We start from the raw sequence: 19,887 nt of genomic DNA, 5'->3' as shown, positions 1-19,887 counted from the left end.
CTTTATCAATCATTTTAATGATTTTTGCTCAAAAATAAAAGCACAAAATACCAAGTCGTATCTTGTGCTTTTTTATTTTGCTAATGAGCGATGTGCTTAACGCATCTGATTAAAACTCAATGCTTTGAACATCGATGATGACTTGTTTGGTTGGACGATATTCAACATCAACCTCGCCAACAATAGTAATCACATCATTTGGCGTGATGGCACGACCCATCCATAATTCGTGGTCAATCTCCACAATGACCGTGCCTGTGGCATCAGCAAATTCGTATTTTTCATCTGGCAAGGCACGCACCACTTTGCCTTGCAAGCGAACCATGCTTTCATCACGAGCATTGGCAAGGCTTGAAATTGGGCTGATTTGGTTGGCAACTGCATGTGAGTTGACGGCAGTATTTGCCGCTGGTTGATTGACAACAGCGGTGTTGTTTTGGCTTTTTGGTAGTACCACTTCGCTGGCTGCTGGGGTATTGTTACACGCTGTCAAGCCTGCAACCAAAGCAGCGACTACTGACGCTAATGCGATTTTTTTCATACGAACTCCGATTAAAATTCAAGCAATAATAAGACGGTTTGGATTAAATGAATTATTTATCCTAAGGCGACAAAAAGCAAATATCAATTTGGCTTAACTTGCAACTTGGCTTGCCATCAAGGACTTGTTAGCAACACGCTTTTAAAAAAATCACAATCCAAACACAAAAGCATTTTAATGAATACATTGTATCACAATGCTGATGAAATGATATTTTAATATATCAACCTTAAATTTTGCTGAAATTAATGTTATCAATGTGTAATTTTTATGAGTGAATTTTGTAGACCTCCCTATTTTATCAAACAAAAAATGTTTATAATATGACCAATTTTTACATTCACTGATTTGCTGATTTTCTAAGGAAATATTATGTCAGAACCTCAAACCATGCCAAGCGTATTGTATTTTGAAACTTTGGTTGCAGAAAAAAAATACGAGGAAGCCTGTGGCGAGCTTCTTAATATTTTAATTAAACTAGATGCCAATTTTGGTAATCTTCAAGGCATTAAGATTGATTATCCTGAATCGCTGACCAATCTACCAAACGAACAGACAGTATATTTTTGTACTCGCATGGCAGTAGCCATCACTCAGCTTTTCACCGATCCAGAACTTATCATTTCACAATCAGGTGCGGTTCGTATTTTGGCACATCAGCGTTGGATTTCGTTGATTTTTGCCAGCTCACCTTATGTTAATGCTGACCACATTTTGCAAACCTATAATATCAATCCTGACAAATCAGACAAAAATAATTTTATCCTTGATAACAAACAATCAACGCTGATTAAATTTTGTATTTTATATTTGCCAGAATCTGAAATTTCAATCAGTCTTGATGCCCTGTGGGCGGTCGATAAAAATCTTTGTGCTTCTTTATGTTTTGCCCTGCAGTCCCCTCGCTTTATCGGGACTGATGCCGCATTCAGTAAGCGTGCGGCAATTCTGCAATGGCTGCCCAATAAGTTAAAAGAAATAGACTCATTAGCCAATCTTCCTTCAAACATCACTCATGATGTATATATGCATTGCAGCTATGACACTGCCAAAAATAAACACGATGTCAAAAAAGGCGTAAACGCACTGATTCGCTCTTATCTTGTTACACATCTTAACTGGCAAGATAGAAATGTTAATAGTATTGGTCGTATCAATGGCAAACCTGTGATGGTTGTGGTATTAGAACATTTTAATTCCATACATTCCATCTATCGTACGCATTCAACATCAATGATAGCTGCACGAGAGCATTTTTATATCATTGGCATTGGTAGTGAGTATGTTGATGCCTTAGGTAGAGAAGTTTTTGATGAATTTCACAAATTGCCAGATTCAAACCAAGGCGTGATTAGCAAACTTCAAGCCATTCGTGATGTCTGCGACAAAGTACAACCTGCCATTTTGTACATGCCAAGCATTGGCATGGATTTGACCACGATTTTTGCCAGCAACACTCGCCTTGCTCCAATCCAAGCAGTTGCACTGGGACACCCTGGTACGACGCATTCTGAATTCATCGAATATGTGATTGTTGAAGATGATTATGTTGGCTTAGAAGAATGTTTTAGCGAAGAATTGATTCGTTTGCCAAAAGATGCACTACCTTATGTGCCATCAGCACTTGCTCCAACAAAAGTTGATTATAAACTTCGTGAAAATCCAGAAGTAGTGAACATTGGTATTGCTTCCACCACCATGAAGCTAAACCCTTATTTCCTAAATGCCTTGCGTGTCATTCGTGACACCGCCAAAGTCAAGATTCATTATCACTTTGCTTTGGGTCAGTCAATGGGGGTGACGCACCCTTATGTTGAGCGATTTATTAAGAGCTATTTAGGCGATTCTGCCACAGCTCACCCACATTCGCCTTATCAAGATTACCTCATTACTTTGCATAACTGCGACTTGTTGGTCAATCCGTTCCCATTTGGCAATACCAATGGCATCATTGACATGGTCACGCTGGGCTTGGTTGGTGTTTGTAAAACAGGCGATGAGGTTCATGAACACATTGACGAAGGCTTGTTTAAGCGTTTGGGCTTGCCAGAATGGCTGATTGCCAATACAGTCGATGAATATGTACAGCGAGTGATTCGTTTGGCTGAAAACCACGAGGAACGCCTTGCACTTCGTCGCCAAATCATCGATAACAACGGCTTGCAGACGCTATTTAGTGGCGACCCTAGCCCGATGGGACGAGCCTTTGTTGAAAAACTACACGCTTGGGCGGATAAAAATGGTGTTGATGTCAGCGACATTAAACTGCCAGCCAAAAAAAGCACTCGCAAAAAAACAGCTGACACCAAGACAGCAGATACACCAAAAAAGAAGGTAGGCAGACCCAAAAAAGTCGCCACCGATGAAGCACCAAAAAAGAAGGTAGGCAGACCTAAAAAAACCGATGCCTAATTCAACCATAAAAGCACGCCAAGTTGGGGTGCTTTTATTTTTTATCCATCTTCGCCACATCAATGTGAACAATACACCGATAATCCATCAAAAACAAACCCCCAATTTAAATCGGGGGTTGTTCAAGCAAATGACTTTATCGTCATTAAGCCATTAGAATCACATTAACGCTTTTTCTTGTAGCCTTGCACCGCTTTAAAGCGTGGATTACTTTTGCAAATCACAAAAATACGACCACGACGACGCACCACTTGACAGTCTTCATGGCGGTTTTTGGCAGATTTTAGTGAACTTAGTACTTGCATCATTCCCTCCTTAGGATAATCTAACAATATAGAAATATTATAACATAATCTAATTAAGATGCAAGCAAATTTGCGAATAATTCTTAATAACACATCACTGTCATTTATTATCCTAGATAAATAAAAAATCGCCCAATTGATATTGAGCGATTTGATGTATCATCAGATGCTAGATACGCCAGTCATATCCACAGGCGATGAGCCACTTTGGGCGGATTTGGCGGCATCATTGCGTTTGTTTTGCAAGATTGCCAAATATTCCTCATCAATCTTACCAGCAATATAACAACCGTCAAATACCGAGCAATCAAAACCATCGACCCTGCTGTACTTTGTGTCCTTGACTGCCTCAATCAAGCCGTCCAACTCTTGGAAAATTAGTCTGTCTGCACCGATGATTTCTCGCACCTCTTCGACGCTGCGTCCAGATGAAATCAACTCCGAACGCACGGGCATATCGATGCCATAGACATTTGGGAATAACACAGGCGGTGCGGCAGACGCAAAAAATACATTTTTCGCCCCTGCATCACGAGCCATTTGAATGATTTCACGGCAAGTTGTGCCACGCACAATGGAATCATCAACCAGCAGCACATTTTTATTTTTAAACTCAAATGGCACAGCATTGAGCTTTTGACGCACCGATTTTTTGCGTTGGCTTTGACCAGGCATGATGAAAGTGCGTCCAATGTAACGATTTTTGTTAAAGCCCTCTCGATATTTGACATTCAGTCGTAATGCCAGCTCAATCGCTGCATTACGAGAAGTATCAGGAATTGGGATAACAACATCGATATCGTGGTTTTCGCCCCATTCACGCAGGATTTGCTCAGCCAGTCTTTCGCCCATACGCATACGAGCTTTTTGTACCGAAATGTTATCAATAATAGAATCAGGGCGAGCAAAATAAACAAATTCAAAAATACAAGGTGTGTACTGTCCTGCTGGCACTTCCACACATTGATGGGTAAAGACATTGTGATTAAGGTCAATAAAAATCGCCTCGCCTGGGGCAATATCACGCACCAGCTCAAAACCAAGTGCTTGCAACGCCACCGATTCTGACGCCACCATATATTCCACCCCTGCATCAGTCAAGCGGCGACCATACACCAAAGGGCGAATACCGTTTGGATCTCGAAATGCCAACATACCATGCCCTGTAATCAGAGCAACCACCGCATACGCTCCTTGACATCGATGATACACAGCTTTTAGTGATTCAAAAATATCATCAGCTTGCAAAGTATTTTTATTTACTTTTTGTAGCTCATGAGCAAAGATATTAAGCAACACCTCTGAGTCTGACTGTGTGTTTAGATGTCGTCTATCCTCTTCATACAGTTCCTTGGCAAGCACATCTGCGTTGGTCAGATTGCCATTGTGTGCCAATGCGATGCCATAAGGAGAATTGACATACAAAGGCTGAGCTTCGGCAGTGCTTGAAGTGCCAGCCGTTGGATAGCGAACATGACCGATACCACAATTACCCACCAATCGCATCATGTGCTTATCCAAAAATACATCTCGCACCATGCCATTATCTTTTCGTAAAAACAATCGATTGTCTTTGAGAGTTACAATACCAGCTGCATCTTGTCCACGATGTTGCAACATGGTCAGACCATCATATAGCATTTGATTGACAGGCTCATGGGACATAATGCCGATTACACCGCACATATTCACTCCAAATTGAATAAATCAAAATAAAAACATAAAAATAGCCAACAGCTAAATTGCTGCTGGCGTCTATCTTCACAATGACTGGTAAGGATTTTCAAGCTGATGGACAGCCTCACCAACCGTCTTGCCAATCAACACTCTTGCCATCGGTGCATAAGGCAATAAATTTTGTGCCAAAATCGACTCTTTCCAGATGGGTAATTGAACCAATAATGGTGCTGCAACACTTAATACCATCAAAATTTTTAGCACGCCAAGCATTGCTCCAAGCAATCCACCAGCAATTCGATTCAAAAAACCAATGTGTAAAGCATTGATGGTTTTGGTTAAAGCACCTGCCATCATCTGCACCAATAATAGCACAGCCAACACAATCAACACAAACGCCAAAGCAATCTGAAACACTCGATTATCTATCATCGTCAAAAAAATGGACAACTCATCTGCCCATTTTGAGGCGATGATAAGAGCAGCCGCCCATGCAATCAGCGAGCCAAAGGTTTTGACAACGCCGTGCTGATAGCCACGCCACAGCCCAGCCAGCACCACAAGACTAATGATGATATCAAGTATGCTCATCGTCATTTTCTCATCGATAATCCGCCAGCATTTGCACACAATCAGTAATCAAGGCTGGGCCTTTGTAAATCAACCCTGAATACAGCTGCACCGCTTTTGCCCCTGCGTGGATTTTTTTGAGGGCAAGCTCACCATCATCAATACCACCTACGCCAATCAAATCCATGCGATGCGATAAACGATAGGCAAACTCAGACAAAATCAGCGTACTTTGATGATTGACAGGACGACCAGACAAACCGCCCGCCTCGCCTGCGTGCTTATAGCCCTCTACGCCTGTGCGAGACAAGGTCGTGTTAGTCGCAATCAAACCATCAATGTCAAAGTTTAACACAGTGCGAGAGATGGTATCTACTTGCATCAAATCCAAGTCAGGGGCGATTTTTAGGGCAAGCGGTACATAAAAACCATAGTCATTGGCAAGTCTAAGATGACAGGTCTTAATACCTTCAAGCAATGCTGATAAGGCATCAGCATTTTGTAAATCTCGTAAATTCTTGGTATTGGGGCTTGAAATATTGATGGTGATATAGCTGGCGTAAGGATACACTCGCTCCAAACAATACACATAATCGTCTAAGGCATGCTCCACAGGCGTGATGGCATTTTTGCCGATGTTAATCCCAAGTACGCCTTGGTATTTGGCTTTTTCGATATTGGCAATCATCACATCAACGCCATCATTATTAAAACCCATGCGGTTGATAATCGCCCCAGCTTCTTTAATGCGAAACAGGCGTGGTTTGTCATTGCCCGCTTGTGGTCGTGGCGTGACCGTACCGATTTCCAAAAATCCAAATCCAAGCTCGGATAAGGCATCAATATATGCACCATTTTTATCCAGACCTGCCGCCAAGCCTACTGGATTAAGCAGATTGATGCCCATACAGGTTGTTGGCAGGCTCTGCTTACCATAGGCAAACCCCAGCAGATTGGCATTATTTGCCTTTTCAAGCATTTCTAGCGTCTTCTCGTGAGCCTGTTCGGGATCCATCGTGAACAGTATAGGGCGAAGTAACGCATAAGACATAAAGCCGTTCCCCAAAGTGGTGGTGTATTGATTTGGTAAATTATAGCACAAATTGCCTAAATTTTAGCATAAGTTTTGGGTTTATTGGCATAATATTTTAAGGAAAAGAGCATTCAATTTGTAACAGTTTTTGCTTAATGTCAAGACCGCCCGTATAGCCACCAATACCACCATCACTGGCAATCACTCGGTGACAAGGTATGATGATACTGATAGGATTTTTGCCGTTGGCATTGGCACAGGCTCGATAAGCGGTGGGCTTGCCAATCAACTGAGCAAGTCGTGCATAGCTGATGGTTTGACCATAAGGAATATCGCATAACACTTGCCAGACGGTTTGTTGAAAAACCGTACCCACTTGTAGATTAAGCGGTACATCAAACTGCTGTCGCTGTCCTGCAAAATATTCATTCAACTGGCTGATGGTCTGCAACAAGATATGCTGGGCAACATCTTGGCTGGATAATTCGCTTGCAGATTGCCAATGAACTTGCCAGTCAGATGGTTGTTGCCAATTTGGTTGCCAAGCCAGACAAATCAGTCCGTTTTGATTGGCAACCAATCGCAACATTGGCAATGATAATGGCGGGGTGTACTGCACACCCACCATTGGTGCGGAGATATCATCATTCATCTTTGTCAAGCAAAGCGTCCACAAATTCGGTCGGCTCAAAAGGCTGTAAATCATCAATGCCTTCGCCCACACCGATAAAACGAATAGGAATGTCGGTATTTTGGGCGATATTAAACACCACACCGCCTTTGGCTGTACCGTCCAATTTGGTGATGCTAATGCCTGTCAAATTGACAGCCTCAGAGAATACCTGAACCTGATTGATGGCGTTTTGACCTGTGCCAGCATCTAGCACAATCATCGTCTCATGCGGAGCGGTTTCGTCTGCTTTTTTCATCACACGCACCACTTTTTCAAGCTCATTCATCAGGTGTGTTTTATTTTGTAGTCGTCCTGCGGTATCTGCAATCAACACATCAATGCCCTTAGCTTTGGCAGACTGCATCGCATCAAAAATCACCGAGGCACTGTCTGAGCCATGCCCTTGTGCCACCACAGGAATGCCGTTTCTTTCGCCCCAAACTTGTAATTGCTCTGTCGCCGCCGCCCGAAAAGTATCGCCAGCCGCCAACATCACAGATTTACCCTCGCCCTGTAAGCGTTTGGCAAGTTTGCCAATGGTGGTGGTTTTGCCCACGCCATTGACACCCACCATTAAAATCACATAGGGCTTTTTATTGGTGTCAATCACCAATGGTTCAACTTTTGGTGCAAGAATTTGGGTTAATTCAGATTTTAAGGCTTTATACAAAGAATGTGAATAAATCAAATCCCCACGAGCGGTCTGCTCGGTCAGATTTTTGATGATGCGGTTTGTGGCATTGACCCCAATATCCGCCACCAAAAGCTGGTCTTCAACTTCCTCAAACAGCTCATCGTCGATTTCCTTACCGCCAACCAAGACATTCACCAGTCCCTCAGTCAGATTTTTACTCGACTTAGATAACCCTGCTTTCATACGGGCAAACCAGCCACCCTGCTCTTTTTCGCTCATCATTCACTCTTTTATAAAAAAACTATTGGATAAAACTTAAAAAATACCAATATCTATTTAGCTAAATCGTACTGGCTCTTCATCATAAACATGGGCATGATAAAAATTACTTTGGCGTTGCAATACACTGGCAATCGCAGCATGAATCATCGCTTGACCCACCATTCTGGTGTCAATGCCCATCAGCGATTTTACTTTATCAGAAAAACTGATGGAGACCAAAGGTTCATCATCGTTTAATTCTCGCAAAATCATCGTACCACTGTCATCTTCGATGAATTCTAACATAGTCTCTTGGGCAAACTGAGTGGTTTTTTCTTTCTTTTTGCGAGTGCGGCGTTTTTTGGGAGCGGTTGGTGCTTCTTCCGTCAATGCAACATCATCACAAGAGGCATCTGCTTTCGTCTGAGCTTCAACAATTTTTTTGCGAGTGCGGCGTTTTTTTGGTGCTGGTGCTGGCGTTAAACCTAAAAGCTCCAAATGACCCAGCATCTCAATGGTGGTTTCATCTGCTGTACCTGCCACAACCTCTTCTTGCATCAACGCCACTTCCTGCACAAATAATTCGTGCAAAGCAGCCACCACCTCTTCATTTAACTCGCCTTTTTCCATCAAAGATTCGAGCAAAGACAGACGCTGTGCCGTGTCCATGTGCTGCCAATCTTTAAGCAGTTCTGTTGATTTTTTGGTCATTGATACCACCTTATTGTTATGATGACAAAATATGAGGATTACCATCCATTTTTTCAAGTCATCGCCAATAGCGAAGTTTTGCCATCATGAATAAAAATGCCACAAACATACCCAGATAATACGCCATCCTAATATCAAAACTTGGGTCTCGATACTTGATGGGCATTGCGATTAAGGCGGTAAAACTGGGTATCAAAATCAAACAAAGCACCCAATTTTCAGCAGTATGCAGCCAGCCTTCAATACCGCCATAACGAAGCCCTGACAAGCCAATGAGCAAACACGCCATCATCAACAATAAAATTAGACCCTTAGGAATTTGACTGGGTGTGATACAATCAGGAATCAGGTGATTAATCATCAGCTATACACCCCCATGATGGATAGTATCGCCACTGTGGACAGTAGCCAGCCCAAAGTTAGGGCGTTTTTTGGGTGAATGTTGGTGTGGGCAAACTTATTCAATACAATACTGACCAGCCAAACCAAAACAGGCACACCCACCACAAAGACAGGCACAACCATGATGGCGTGCCTAAGCACCTCGCTGACACTCTCGCCTAACATCAGACGAAAACCATAGCCTGCCGTGCTCAGCACAATGGACGACAGGCATAGTCCAGCGGTGAATACCGTTGGCACAACCGCAGTTTTACTCACTTTGACACCTTGCTTAATTCATCACGCATCGCATCGATGACGGTCTTATAATCAGGTTGGCTAAAAATCGCTGAACCTGCTACAAACATATCCGCCCCAGCTTCGGCAATGGCACGAATATTTTGTACATTCACACCGCCATCAACTTCCAGACGAATATCTCTACCGCTATCATCGATGCGTTGTCTGACCGCACGCAATTTGTCTAGTGTGCCATCGATGAACTTTTGACCGCCAAATCCTGGATTGACACTCATCAATAAAATTTGGTCGATTTTATCTATTGTATAATCTAAGTAATGCAATGGCGTGGCAGGATTAAATACCAAACCGCACTTAGCACCACCATCTTTGATGAGCTGCAAACTTCTATCAATATGGTCGCTTGCCTCTGGGTGAAAAGTAATGATGTCAGCCCCTGCTTTTAGGAAATCTTCAATCATTCTATCCACAGGCGACACCATCAAATGCACATCGATGGGTGCTTTGATGCCATAATCTTTTAGAGCTTTACATACCATCGCTCCAAAAGTTAAGTTTGGCACATAGTGATTATCCATCACATCAAAATGCACCACATCAGCCCCAGCGTCCAGCACTTTTTGGACATCATCGCCAAGTCTGGCAAAGTCTGCCGACAAAATAGATGGTGCAATCAAATATGGCTTTGTCATCATAACCTCAAATCTTTATGAACATCATGGCAAAGGTTAAAAAATCCCACCAAGCAAATCTTTGTGATGAATTTGTGATGAAATAATCAGACCATCCGCCCACTGCTTTGCCCAATAAGCAAACAACTGGTGTGATGGGCTTTTTTCAACCATAGCCGAAATAATAGCCCATCATACCAAAATTTATGCCAAACATAAAGCAAAACGGCTTGGAATTTATCCAAACCGTTTTTTGTGGCAAATGCCATCAATTTATTTGGCTTGATAAGCCAGCTTCACGCCTGCAATATAGCCGTCATTTTTCTCAAAACGACCAGCCGTCATGCCGTTTGGTAGGTTGGCATCAGCATCGCCAAATTTTAGGTACTTACCGCCAGCAGAAATAGACCACTCTGGTGTGATGTTGTACTTAGCACCCAAACCAACGCTATAATAACCCTTGATAGGACCTAGTGAGCTGGCTGGATTGCCTGCACCACTGTCATAACCTACTGTGCCAGAAACAGAAACTTTATCATTTAGTTTTTTGCCCAAGCCAAGCTCGCCAGACCATTGGTCTTTTGAGTAGCTGATGATGGCAAGCGGATTGCCATTATTGGTTATGGCAGTTGCATCGCCATAAGTTGGTGGACGAATGTCAAAATCAGCCCAAGGCACATAACGCACTTTGGCAGTCAATAGCGTGGTTGGATTTACGCCAGTTTGAAAATCAAAGTTAAATGATTTTGGTAGAGTAACTTTAAAGTCACGAGTGGTAATGCCTGCTGCACCTAGTGCTGGGAAAGATTCAGAGATTTCGCTTTCATGTTCAATCTCTGAACGATAAGTCAAGGCGGCTTTTAGAGCAATTTCTGGCTTGGAATATGCCACGCCAGCCACCCAGCCTACTTGGGTATCGGTGCTGATTTTGGCATCATAGCCCTGTGCCCCTTGATAGGCAATACCACGCAAATGTACTTCACCATTTAGGCGTTGTGCCGCTGGACCTGCATACACTTGGAAGTTGCGATTTTCGCCAAATTTTACGCCCAATAGTGTAGTAACATTGTTGGTACGAATCTCAACATTGGTGCCTTCACCCTTTTGAGATTCTGTGACTTTGGCTATGTTCGCTGCTGCACCCAAACGAGTGGCGGCTGTGCTTGCTTGAACTAATTGACCTTGTACAGTCGCAAGCTGAGTTTTTAGAGCGGTTGCGTCACCACCAGCCGCTTCGGTTGCTGCAATGGCTTGTTGCAATCTGCCAACACCTGCGGTCAAAGTTGGAATTAGGCTTGCAGTTGATTGAGCAAATGCTTGTGCGGTTGCTGTATCTTGAATCGCCTCTAAGGCTGTGCCAGAAGTCAATGCCGCAATGGTCGCATCACCACCTGCCGAAACAAAATTGCTGTCGCCTTGATAATGAACAGATGCCCCAAACGGCTCGTCATATAAGACACCTACGCTAAATCGGTCATTAACATCAGTTTTGACACCAAAACGGAAAAAGTCATAATCTTCGGTTACTTTACCAGTTGCCTTGCCCTGCACATAGTTGTTGGTCGCCGCACCTGCTGGCACGCCATTGTCATGACCTGCAACATCAGCATCGACATAAGTATAAACAAATTCAGCATAAGTGCCATCTTGCAAAAATGCCGTCACATCTTGACCAGAACGATCCAAGCCTGCCGCTTGAACAGTGCCTGCCGCCAAAATAGAGGCAATCGCTAGGCTTAGCTTTTGAACATTTGCTTTCATTTCTCTTTCTCCAAAAATCCCTAAATCGACCAAAAATCGGTCGATTATTTGGTAAACACATGTTTTGTACAAGTGTATCCTAATTCAATTTATGGCAAAAAACAAGTAAAAATTTAACAAATTTCAAAAATAATAAAACAAGTTTGTAATTTTATGCAAAGAAATCTTACTTAGCTTGGTGCAATTTGTGCAATTTGTATGGCTAACTTAGTAATGTGGCGGTCTGTCTGCCAACAAATCAAATGGGGCGATTTGTGCCTCATCTTTGCTGGTGACTTGCTGATAAATAATGCGAAGCTGGTCTTGTAAATCCATCAACTGCCTGTCTTGCGTGGCAATGACATCGCTTAATTGATCTACTGTGTCTTCTAAAAAACTAATTCTGGTTTGTAGCTCGATGAGCTGTGCTTGTGTTTTGTCGGTCATAACCTACCACCATCGATGATTTCAATGAAAAATTTTAGCATAATTTATGAATTTTGCGATATTTTCTGCCCATTTTGAATAAAAATTTTGGTATGATAGCAGGATTTACCGACTTGAATTTTATCATAACAATCATGATGCCAAGACGATTGTCTGGGTTGATTTTTTGTTATATTTCATCAAGCATCATCAATATAAGCAAACGATTATTATGGCTTTGATTCAATTAAAAAACATTCATTTGGCATTTGGGGTCGCTCCGATTCTAGACGGCGTTAATTTTAGCCTAGAAGCAGGCGAGCGAGTCTGCTTGATTGGACGCAATGGCGAGGGCAAATCCACCCTATTTAAACTCATCAGCAGACAAATACTGCCTGATGATGGTGAAGTGCTGATTAAAGATGGCTTAACCGTCAGTATGTTGGCCCAAGATGTACCAAATGGCTCTGATAGCGTCCTAGATGTCGTGATGGGCGGCAGTCCAGCCATCGCTAAGACATTGCACGCCTATCATCAAGCCAGCCAAGCGTGTGTATCAGGCGATGAGCAGGCTTGTCAAACAATGGGGGTACTGCAACACGAACTGGATACTTTGGGCGGTTGGGATTTTGAAAGAAAAGCCCGTGCGTTGATTGATAGCATGGGTCTAAATGCCGATGACAAACTAGACAATCTGTCGGGCGGTCGCAAACGCCGAGTGCTACTGGCTCGTGCCTTGGTTATCCAGCCTGATGTCCTACTACTGGACGAACCAACCAACCATCTGGATATTCAAAGCATTGATTGGCTAGAAAATTTCTTGCTCAATGAACGCCTGACGGTACTGTTCATCACACACGATAGAAGATTTGTCGATAAACTTGCCACTCGCATCATTGAGCTTGACCGTGGGCAACTGTCCAGCTACGATGTTTCTCAGGGTGTTGGCGGTTATGCTCGCTATCAAGAAATCAAAGAGATGGAGCTTGCCAGCGAGCAAAAAACTTTTGCCGAGTTTGACAAAAAACTCGCACAAGAAGAAGCATGGATTAGACAAGGCATTAAAGCCAGACGTACTCGTAATGAAGGGCGTGTACGAGCTTTAAAAGCAATGCGTGTGGAGCGAGCAGCTCGCCGTGATGTAGTGGGCAATGTTGAGCTTCGTCAAAATACTGCCGAAAAATCAGGCAAAATCGTCTGTGAAGTCAATCATCTGACGCTAGAATATGACCAAAAAATCCTAGTCAAAGAGTTTAGCACGCTATTATTGCGTGGCGACAAAATTGGCATCATTGGACAAAATGGCGTGGGCAAAACCACACTCATCAAAACCATCTTGGGGCTTGATGATACCGCCATCAAGGCAGGCAAAGTCCGACTTGGCACCAATCTAAACATTGCGTTTTTTGACCAACTCAAAGACGACTTAGACCCTGAAAAATCAGTGGCGGACAATGTCTCCGAAGGCTCCGACCATGTGGAGATTGGCACAAGAAAAACACACATTTTGGGGTACTTGCAAGATTTTTTATTCACCCCAAATCGTGCCAGAACACCTGTAAAAGCCCTATCTGGTGGTGAAAAAGCTCGGGTGCTGCTTGCCAAACTACTCCTGCAACCTGCCAATGTGCTGGTATTAGACGAACCCACCAACGACCTTGATATGGCAACTTTGGAGCTATTGGAGGAGTTTGTGGTCAATTTTGAGGGTACGGTACTACTCATCAGTCACGACCGAGCATTCATGGATAATGTCGTGACCCAAACTTGGGTATTTGACGCCGATAATGCTGGCGATGGTGTGGTGCGAGAATATGTGGGCGGCTATGAAGATTACTTGGTTCAGCACGCCAGATTTTTATCAAACAATCCCAAGTCTAAGTCCGAAAAAGCGGCAGACAAATCTGCTGATAAGCCTATCCAAACGGAAAGCAAAAAGACTGACGCACCCAAAGAACAAAAACGCAAGTTAAGCTACAAAGAACAACGAGAGCTTGAAGCCCTGCCTGATGAGATTGCCAACCTTGAAGAGGAGCAACGCCAACTCTCCGCCAAACTGGAAGACGGTTCTTGGTTCATTGAAGATTTGACCGCCGCCACTGCCGCCAGCGAACGCTTGGCACAGATTGATGAACTACTGCTAGAAAAATTGGAACGCTGGGACGAGTTGGAGAGTGTTACAAAATGAGCTGCCAAAATAACTGTGGCTGTGGCACACCAACCACAACCAGCACCAAAGGTACACCACTTTTAACCGACAATCACAAACAAAACCATCAAGCCGACAAAAAAGCCTTTCAATGGCAATTTTTACACCCCAAATATTGGGGTATTTGGTTGCTGATGGCATTGATTTTACCCTTGATTTATTTACCACTTCGTTGGCAATTTTGGTTGGGCAAACAGATTGGCAAATTGGTTCATCGCCTTGCCAAAACACGGGTACAAGACACCTTAACCAATCTAAGCCTAGCTTTTCCAAATAAAAGTTCGCAAGAAAGAGAACAAATTGCAAGACAAGTATTCATCAATCAAGGCATTGGCATCTTTGAAAGTCTGTGTGCATGGTTTCGTCCCAATCATTTTGTCAAAACATTCAGCATCAGCGGACTACACCATCTGGTCAATGCCCAAAAACAAGCCAAATCAGTCATCTTGCTGGGCGGTCATTATACCACGCTGGATTTGGGCGGACGGCTTTGTACACAATTTTTTGCCGCAGACTGTGTGTATCGCCCACAAAACAACCCTTTGTTAGAATGGTTCATTTATAATGCCCGTCGTCATATTTTTGATGAACAAATTTCCAGCAAGGACATGAAAAAACTCATCACTCGCATTAAGGCTGGCAAGGTCATTTGGTACTCTCCTGACCAAGACTTTGGCCTGGAACATGGCGTGATGGCGACTTTTTTTGGTGTGCCTGCCGCCACCATCACCGCCCAAAGACGACTGGCTTTGATGGACAAAAAAAATCCCCCTGCCGTGATGATGATGGACATGGTGCGTCAGACCCCAGATTATATTCCCAAAGGTCGCAGACCACATTATCACATCACGCTAAGCCCTGTACTAGAAAACTATCCAAGCGATGATGAAGTAGCAGATGCTCAGCGTATCAATCATCTTATTGAACAAAATATCCAAAAAGATGTCGCTCAATGGATGTGGTTTCATCGTCGTTTCAAAAATCAGGCAGATGGTAAAAATTATTATCGCAAATAAGTTACACCAAACAGCCCAAATCCAATCCTTATCTAGCAAAGGGTTGGATTTTTTTATTTTATTTTTAAAGAAATATTGTTACAATAACCGTGCATATTTAATGGAGTAAATTTTAATGACACAATTCACACCCCAAGCACCCTCAACACAACATGACAACATTGGCACACCTACCCCGCCCAATCAAACAGTGCACCAATTTAAGTTCACAGGCAATGCTGGCGAATATTTTAAGATTTGGATTGTTAATTTATTTTTAACCATCATCACGCTTGGCATTTATTCGCCTTGGGCAAAAGTGCGTCGATTGCGATATTTTTATGGCAATACACAGCTTGACAATCGTTCATTTGACTTCACTGCCAATCCCAAGAAAATTCTTATTGGACGGCTGATTGCCATCGCATTGTATGCTTTAATCATGATTGGCGGAGAATTATCTTGGGAAATTGCGATTGCCACTCCGATTTTATTATTCATCGCCCTGCCTTGGCTGTTTCGCTCCACGCTCAAATTTCATGCCAGACACAGCCAGTATAACAATGTCAAATTTGCCTTCAAGGGCAGCTTGGGTCAAACATATGGCTTATTTTTATTAACAAGCCTTATCAGTATTGTCAGTTTTGGTTTACTGCTTCCTGTTGTACTATGGCTAATCAGAGGCTATCAATTTAACAATCTGTATTTTGGCAATTTAAAATTTGACTTCAAAGCAACCATCACCGACTTTTATAAGGCAGCGGTTTTGCCAATATTATTGATGATTTTGACCATCATTGGTGTGATTTTCTTTAATTTTGGCATAGCTGATGTCATTGATGCGTCAGCCGACGCACTGATGGTGGGTAGTATTGTCTTTTTATATCTGCTTTCTTTGTTGGTAATGCCACTCATGACCGCCTATATTTATCAAGCCACTTATGATGGTATGACGATTGGTAATAATACCCTCAAATTAGTCAATTTTAGCCCATTAAAATTGGCATTGATTATCGTCAGTAATTATTTTGCCATCATCGTCAGCTTAGGTCTATTAAGTGCATGGGCAGCCATCAGAGCACATCGCTACAAAATGCAGACGCTAAGTTTGGTGGCGGTTGATGACCTAAATAACCTGACCACACCACAAGGCGAAGAGATTTCTGCCATTGGCGAGGAGATTAGCGATGTGTTTGATTTTGATATTTCTTGGTAATTGATATGCCCAATCATCAATCCATTTGTGTTCAATTTTTTGATGGCAACATCAGCACCGCTCATGCAGGGGTGCTGTCAAAAAACCATCTAGGGCAGTTGGTCGTTCGTTGGCAAGGGCAGGAGCGATATTATGACCAGCAAGATTATGTTTATCTGCCTGCGGTGGGCAATGTGGGGCATGCGATAGAGTTTTGCGATGGTGCAAGAGCTCAGCTGCCCTACTTGCCCGACTGGCTCACTCTGCCCAAGCAACAACGATTGCTGGTAAACATCAGCTTGATGGAGCAATCATGGCGGTGGGTGCTGGTCGGCTTGCTGGTTATGGTGGTTTTTATCGTCGGTATGTACCGCTATGGCATTCCTATGGTTAGCGATCACATTGCACAAAGACTGCCTGCCGACATTCTGATGGATATTGGCAATCTTGCCGAAGAACAAGTGATGAATATGACAGGCGATAGCACCCTGCCAGCATCTCATCAAGCACGAATCATCAAACTGTATGATAAGCTAGAAGGCAATCCTGCCGCCAAAGTCATCATTCGAGCAGGCAAGGAGCTTGATGCCAATGCTTTTGCTTTGCCAAACAACACCATCGTTCTGACCGATGAACTCATCAAACTTAGCAATGATGACAATGAGATTTTGGCAGTGATGGCTCATGAACAGGGTCATTTGGTGCATCGACACAGCCTCAAACAGGCCATCAGAGGACTTGGCATTAGCGTACTTATTGTGATGGTCACAGGCGATACTTCTGATTTAATCACAGGACTTCCGACCATCTTTGCTACTTTACAATACTCTCAGCAATTTGAAATGCAAGCAGATAAATTTGCCATCGATGAATTAACTCGCCTGAACATTTCCCCGATTTATCTGGCAAATTTCTTTGAAAAAATCAATGACGAACATGATGAACACAGTCATTGGTCACTGATTTCCACTCACCCTGACACCCAAGAACGAATCAAACAAGTGCATCAGCACCTGCCCAAAAACCAATAAATCGCCCATAAAAAATCCATCAATCATTGATGGATTTTTTGTTTATTTGGCGTGCTTGACAAGCATTGCCATCTGGCGAGCAGCATCAGTATCAAGTTGTCCAAGACCATCTATCACGCCTTGTCTATTTTCATCGCTTTTGTTTTGGCTAAGTTTAAATTGTGCCTGAATGTCCACAATATTCATCTCAAACGCCACCAATGCAGGACACATTTTATCAATAAATTCGCTGGGTGCGTCATCAATTTTCCAAGGGTGATGATGGATTTGGGTTGCCAAATGCTCTTCAAAATAATCGGTCGTGATTGATAATATCTGCTTAACACTTGGCAAGTCCTCAATCAAAGTCGCTTGCACCGTGATATGCACCGCCTGATAGTTGTAGGTGGGTACTTCTTTGTGCGTTTGTTGCTTGGAGGGATACCAGTTTGCACTGATGTAATGATTGGCACCATGAAAAATCACCAGCCAAGGTTTATCTGTATGTTGCCACAAAGGATTGCAACGATGTACATGACCAATCAATCGCTCGCCTCGTTCGTCATTGATATACAACACAGGAATATGACAAGCCACAGGTAAGCTGTTATCACTAAAAATCACCGTTGCCAATGGATATGCCTGCATCAACTCAATGAGTTGCTGGCGATTGGTCTGCTCAAAAACTTTTGGAATAAACATAAAAAACTCACCATCACAGGATTAATACCGATTGAGCATCGCCCATCAAGTACCACAACTAATAAATCACGCCCCAATCAAGCAACTGTTTTGCCACTTGTTTGGCAGCGATTTTTTCATGTGGTTTTAGCGGTAAGCGTCTACCATCAGCGTGCCAATCATCGCCAATCTGCCACGCCAAAACATCAATATCCATCGCCACTTCGTAGTCATATTGAGCGGTTTTTTTTCGAGAATCTCTGCCACATTGTATTTCTATTTTTTTAAATATATCTAATAAATCAACCAATTCATTTTCGTGCGTCAATGACAATAACAGACAGACATTGTCATAGGTGCGTCGGCTACATGCCGTGTAATCTTGTCCACTAATCACATCAGACACCACACACGAACCTAATGAACCAAGCAACAAAATACCTTGATTTAATTTATCTTGGCAAACATTACTACCCAATCCCAATAGTACGGTTTTTATCGCCATTTTATGCACCCAATCTATCATCAGTTGGCGACAAAGTGACTGGGTCAATCATGTGGGCTGATTCGCATCGTTTCATCATAAATTCATCGAATAAGCGTTAAAGATGTCTTGAAAAAAGGTTTTTTATTATACCTAAGCACTCATTCGTGTGCAATCAGATTTATCACAGCTCTTGGCTGATTATCAGCCCAAAACAAACGGACAGCTGAACAAATGATGCGGTTAAGTAGATGTGCATGACACGCACCAAACGATTGGCAACCTAAGACCAAGCCAGTCGCCATAAAGAAATTTTTATTAGCACAAACAAAAATACACCAATTATTTGGCTTGCGTGATGGGTTAATCCACGATAAGACAAATGCGTGATGTTGCTTTGCATGACCATCATCAGTCCACTGATTGCAACAAGTATCACCTTAAAGCAAAAACAGCCCTAATATTACTCGGGCTGTTTCTGGATTATTCTGGATTGATTTGATAAAAATATCAAGAAAATCAATCACTTATCATCTATACACTCATCTTCCAATCAAATGGCATCTCATGATGACCACGCAACGCCATCATCAAAGTTTGTTGCATGTGCTGCAAAACTTCGACCGTATATGGAATGGCAGGTCTGCCCCAAACAGGATTTGGCCAAGCCACATCATTTTGATAACGGACAATATGATGAAAATGCAGCTGTGGTACTTGATTGCCCAATGCAGCCACATTCATCTTATCAGCACCAAAAATTTTTGCCATTTGGCTAGAAACCCAGCTGGATTCACGCAAAAATTGCACCTGATCGGCAGCACTTAATTCATAAATTTCTTTGATGCCAGAAACTCGTGGCACTAAAATCAGCCAAGGAAACTGGCAATCATTCATCAAACGCACTGTGGACAAAGGAAAATCGCCCACCAAAAAAGTATCCTTAGCAAGCTGTGGGTGTAGTTGGAACATGGTTATCTCTTATAGTCATTAAATTAAATCATTCTTGGCAATATT

The 19,887-nt window shown here is 42.8% G+C and carries 21 protein-coding genes; 5 read left to right on the top strand and 16 right to left on the bottom strand.

Going from position 1 to position 19,887, the window contains the following annotated elements; translation table 11 throughout:
* Positions 1-109: 109 nt before the first annotated feature.
* Entirely contained in the window at positions 110-541 is a 432-nt protein-coding gene (locus tag LU297_RS09515; RefSeq protein WP_263076278.1) for a NirD/YgiW/YdeI family stress tolerance protein, read from the bottom strand.
* A gap of 372 nt (positions 542-913) precedes the next feature.
* Here LU297_RS09515 and LU297_RS09510 point away from each other — a divergent pair, with 372 nt between their 5' ends.
* Positions 914-2,953 (top strand): UDP-glucose:protein N-beta-glucosyltransferase, encoded by a 2,040-nt coding sequence (locus LU297_RS09510; RefSeq protein WP_263076277.1) that lies wholly within the window; start codon positions 914-916, stop codon positions 2,951-2,953.
* Positions 2,954-3,117: 164 nt separating this feature from the next.
* On the opposite strand, the gene ykgO is transcribed toward LU297_RS09510, so the two are convergent.
* The 12 genes from ykgO to LU297_RS09450 all read right to left on the bottom strand — a co-directional run bounded on the left by ykgO (position 3,118) and on the right by LU297_RS09450 (position 12,317).
* Positions 3,118-3,258 (bottom strand): type B 50S ribosomal protein L36, encoded by a 141-nt coding sequence (gene ykgO / locus LU297_RS09505; protein WP_263076276.1) that lies wholly within the window; start codon positions 3,256-3,258, stop codon positions 3,118-3,120.
* Between the two features lie 162 nt (positions 3,259-3,420).
* Positions 3,421-4,944 (bottom strand): amidophosphoribosyltransferase, encoded by a 1,524-nt coding sequence (gene purF, locus LU297_RS09500; RefSeq protein ID WP_263076275.1) that lies wholly within the window; start codon positions 4,942-4,944, stop codon positions 3,421-3,423.
* A 75-nt stretch (positions 4,945-5,019) separates the two neighbouring features.
* Entirely contained in the window at positions 5,020-5,526 is a 507-nt protein-coding gene (locus tag LU297_RS09495) for a CvpA family protein (RefSeq protein ID WP_263076274.1), read from the bottom strand.
* Between the two features lie 10 nt (positions 5,527-5,536).
* The gene (locus LU297_RS09490; RefSeq protein WP_263076273.1) at positions 5,537-6,556 is read right to left on the bottom strand and encodes a quinone-dependent dihydroorotate dehydrogenase; all 1,020 of its coding nucleotides are present in this window, start codon (positions 6,554-6,556) and stop codon (positions 5,537-5,539) included.
* Positions 6,557-6,653: 97 nt separating this feature from the next.
* Entirely contained in the window at positions 6,654-7,166 is a 513-nt protein-coding gene (locus LU297_RS09485; RefSeq protein WP_263077392.1) for a methylated-DNA--[protein]-cysteine S-methyltransferase, read from the bottom strand.
* Positions 7,167-7,182: 16 nt separating this feature from the next.
* Positions 7,183-8,124, bottom strand: coding sequence for a signal recognition particle-docking protein FtsY (gene ftsY / locus LU297_RS09480; protein WP_263076272.1), 942 nt, complete (start codon positions 8,122-8,124; stop codon positions 7,183-7,185).
* Between the two features lie 57 nt (positions 8,125-8,181).
* Positions 8,182-8,817, bottom strand: coding sequence for a hypothetical protein (locus tag LU297_RS09475; RefSeq protein WP_263076271.1), 636 nt, complete (start codon positions 8,815-8,817; stop codon positions 8,182-8,184).
* A 58-nt stretch (positions 8,818-8,875) separates the two neighbouring features.
* The gene (locus tag LU297_RS09470) at positions 8,876-9,178 is read right to left on the bottom strand and encodes a hypothetical protein (protein ID WP_263076270.1); all 303 of its coding nucleotides are present in this window, start codon (positions 9,176-9,178) and stop codon (positions 8,876-8,878) included.
* Entirely contained in the window at positions 9,178-9,477 is a 300-nt protein-coding gene (locus tag LU297_RS09465; RefSeq protein WP_263076269.1) for a hypothetical protein, read from the bottom strand. The genes LU297_RS09470 and LU297_RS09465 overlap by 1 nt, the downstream gene beginning before the upstream one ends.
* Positions 9,474-10,151, bottom strand: a complete 678-nt coding sequence (rpe, locus tag LU297_RS09460; protein ID WP_263076268.1) for a ribulose-phosphate 3-epimerase — start codon at positions 10,149-10,151, stop codon at positions 9,474-9,476. The genes LU297_RS09465 and rpe overlap by 4 nt, the downstream gene beginning before the upstream one ends.
* A 252-nt stretch (positions 10,152-10,403) precedes the next feature.
* Positions 10,404-11,891 (bottom strand): hypothetical protein, encoded by a 1,488-nt coding sequence (locus tag LU297_RS09455; protein WP_263076267.1) that lies wholly within the window; start codon positions 11,889-11,891, stop codon positions 10,404-10,406.
* Between the two features lie 207 nt (positions 11,892-12,098).
* A complete protein-coding gene (locus tag LU297_RS09450) occupies positions 12,099-12,317 on the bottom strand; it encodes a SlyX family protein (RefSeq protein WP_263076266.1) in 219 nt (72 codons plus the stop codon).
* 211 nt (positions 12,318-12,528) lie between these two features.
* Here LU297_RS09450 and LU297_RS09445 point away from each other — a divergent pair, with 211 nt between their 5' ends.
* The 4 genes from LU297_RS09445 to LU297_RS09430 all read left to right on the top strand — a co-directional run bounded on the left by LU297_RS09445 (position 12,529) and on the right by LU297_RS09430 (position 17,726).
* Positions 12,529-14,484 carry an ATP-binding cassette domain-containing protein gene (locus LU297_RS09445; RefSeq protein WP_263076265.1) on the top strand — a complete coding sequence of 652 codons (1,956 nt, stop codon included), beginning with the start codon at positions 12,529-12,531 and terminating at the stop codon, positions 14,482-14,484.
* Positions 14,481-15,521 carry an LpxL/LpxP family acyltransferase gene (locus LU297_RS09440; RefSeq protein ID WP_263076263.1) on the top strand — a complete coding sequence of 347 codons (1,041 nt, stop codon included), beginning with the start codon at positions 14,481-14,483 and terminating at the stop codon, positions 15,519-15,521. Before LU297_RS09445 ends, LU297_RS09440 begins: the two co-directional genes overlap by 4 nt.
* A 115-nt stretch (positions 15,522-15,636) precedes the next feature.
* Entirely contained in the window at positions 15,637-16,716 is a 1,080-nt protein-coding gene (locus LU297_RS09435) for a YjgN family protein (RefSeq protein ID WP_263076262.1), read from the top strand.
* Positions 16,717-16,721: 5 nt separating this feature from the next.
* Positions 16,722-17,726, top strand: a complete 1,005-nt coding sequence (locus tag LU297_RS09430) for a M48 family metallopeptidase (RefSeq protein WP_263076261.1) — start codon at positions 16,722-16,724, stop codon at positions 17,724-17,726.
* A gap of 42 nt (positions 17,727-17,768) precedes the next feature.
* Here the strand turns inward: LU297_RS09430 and LU297_RS09425 are convergent, their stop codons facing one another.
* From LU297_RS09425 to LU297_RS09415, 3 genes are all read right to left on the bottom strand, one after another.
* Positions 17,769-18,407 carry an FMN-binding negative transcriptional regulator gene (locus LU297_RS09425; RefSeq protein ID WP_263076260.1) on the bottom strand — a complete coding sequence of 213 codons (639 nt, stop codon included), beginning with the start codon at positions 18,405-18,407 and terminating at the stop codon, positions 17,769-17,771.
* 58 nt (positions 18,408-18,465) lie between these two features.
* Positions 18,466-18,891 (bottom strand): 2-amino-4-hydroxy-6-hydroxymethyldihydropteridine diphosphokinase, encoded by a 426-nt coding sequence (locus LU297_RS09420; protein WP_263076259.1) that lies wholly within the window; start codon positions 18,889-18,891, stop codon positions 18,466-18,468.
* A gap of 513 nt (positions 18,892-19,404) precedes the next feature.
* Positions 19,405-19,842, bottom strand: coding sequence for an HIT domain-containing protein (locus LU297_RS09415; RefSeq protein WP_263076258.1), 438 nt, complete (start codon positions 19,840-19,842; stop codon positions 19,405-19,407).
* Positions 19,843-19,887 lie beyond the last annotated feature (45 nt).

Origin of the sequence: Moraxella nasicaprae, assembly GCF_025643275.1 — a bacterium.
Taxonomy (GTDB): Bacteria; Pseudomonadota; Gammaproteobacteria; order Pseudomonadales; family Moraxellaceae; genus Moraxella; species Moraxella nasicaprae.
This window is presented reverse-complemented; position numbering and strand designations above follow the sequence as displayed.

Bases quoted from the DNA above. Each gene is read 5' to 3' on its own strand.
- ftsY (WP_263076272.1), bottom strand. From the start codon at position 8,124: ATGAGCGAAAAAGAGCAGGGTGGCTGGTTTGCCCGTATGAAAGCAGGG.
- LU297_RS09475 (WP_263076271.1), bottom strand. From the start codon at position 8,817: ATGACCAAAAAATCAACAGAACTGCTTAAAGATTGGCAGCACATGGAC.
- LU297_RS09515 (WP_263076278.1), bottom strand. From the start codon at position 541: ATGAAAAAAATCGCATTAGCGTCAGTAGTCGCTGCTTTGGTTGCAGGC.
- LU297_RS09495 (WP_263076274.1), bottom strand. From the start codon at position 5,526: ATGAGCATACTTGATATCATCATTAGTCTTGTGGTGCTGGCTGGGCTG.
- LU297_RS09440 (WP_263076263.1), top strand. From the start codon at position 14,481: ATGAGCTGCCAAAATAACTGTGGCTGTGGCACACCAACCACAACCAGC.
- LU297_RS09450 (WP_263076266.1), bottom strand. From the start codon at position 12,317: ATGACCGACAAAACACAAGCACAGCTCATCGAGCTACAAACCAGAATT.
- LU297_RS09485 (WP_263077392.1), bottom strand. From the start codon at position 7,166: ATGGTGGGTGTGCAGTACACCCCGCCATTATCATTGCCAATGTTGCGA.
- LU297_RS09445 (WP_263076265.1), top strand. From the start codon at position 12,529: ATGGCTTTGATTCAATTAAAAAACATTCATTTGGCATTTGGGGTCGCT.
- LU297_RS09425 (WP_263076260.1), bottom strand. From the start codon at position 18,407: ATGTTTATTCCAAAAGTTTTTGAGCAGACCAATCGCCAGCAACTCATT.
- LU297_RS09470 (WP_263076270.1), bottom strand. From the start codon at position 9,178: ATGATTAATCACCTGATTCCTGATTGTATCACACCCAGTCAAATTCCT.
- LU297_RS09415 (WP_263076258.1), bottom strand. From the start codon at position 19,842: ATGTTCCAACTACACCCACAGCTTGCTAAGGATACTTTTTTGGTGGGC.
- rpe (WP_263076268.1), bottom strand. From the start codon at position 10,151: ATGACAAAGCCATATTTGATTGCACCATCTATTTTGTCGGCAGACTTT.
- LU297_RS09510 (WP_263076277.1), top strand. From the start codon at position 914: ATGTCAGAACCTCAAACCATGCCAAGCGTATTGTATTTTGAAACTTTG.
- LU297_RS09490 (WP_263076273.1), bottom strand. From the start codon at position 6,556: ATGTCTTATGCGTTACTTCGCCCTATACTGTTCACGATGGATCCCGAA.
- LU297_RS09435 (WP_263076262.1), top strand. From the start codon at position 15,637: ATGACACAATTCACACCCCAAGCACCCTCAACACAACATGACAACATT.
- LU297_RS09455 (WP_263076267.1), bottom strand. From the start codon at position 11,891: ATGAAAGCAAATGTTCAAAAGCTAAGCCTAGCGATTGCCTCTATTTTG.
- LU297_RS09420 (WP_263076259.1), bottom strand. From the start codon at position 18,891: ATGGCGATAAAAACCGTACTATTGGGATTGGGTAGTAATGTTTGCCAA.
- ykgO (WP_263076276.1), bottom strand. From the start codon at position 3,258: ATGCAAGTACTAAGTTCACTAAAATCTGCCAAAAACCGCCATGAAGAC.
- LU297_RS09430 (WP_263076261.1), top strand. From the start codon at position 16,722: ATGCCCAATCATCAATCCATTTGTGTTCAATTTTTTGATGGCAACATC.
- purF (WP_263076275.1), bottom strand. From the start codon at position 4,944: ATGTGCGGTGTAATCGGCATTATGTCCCATGAGCCTGTCAATCAAATG.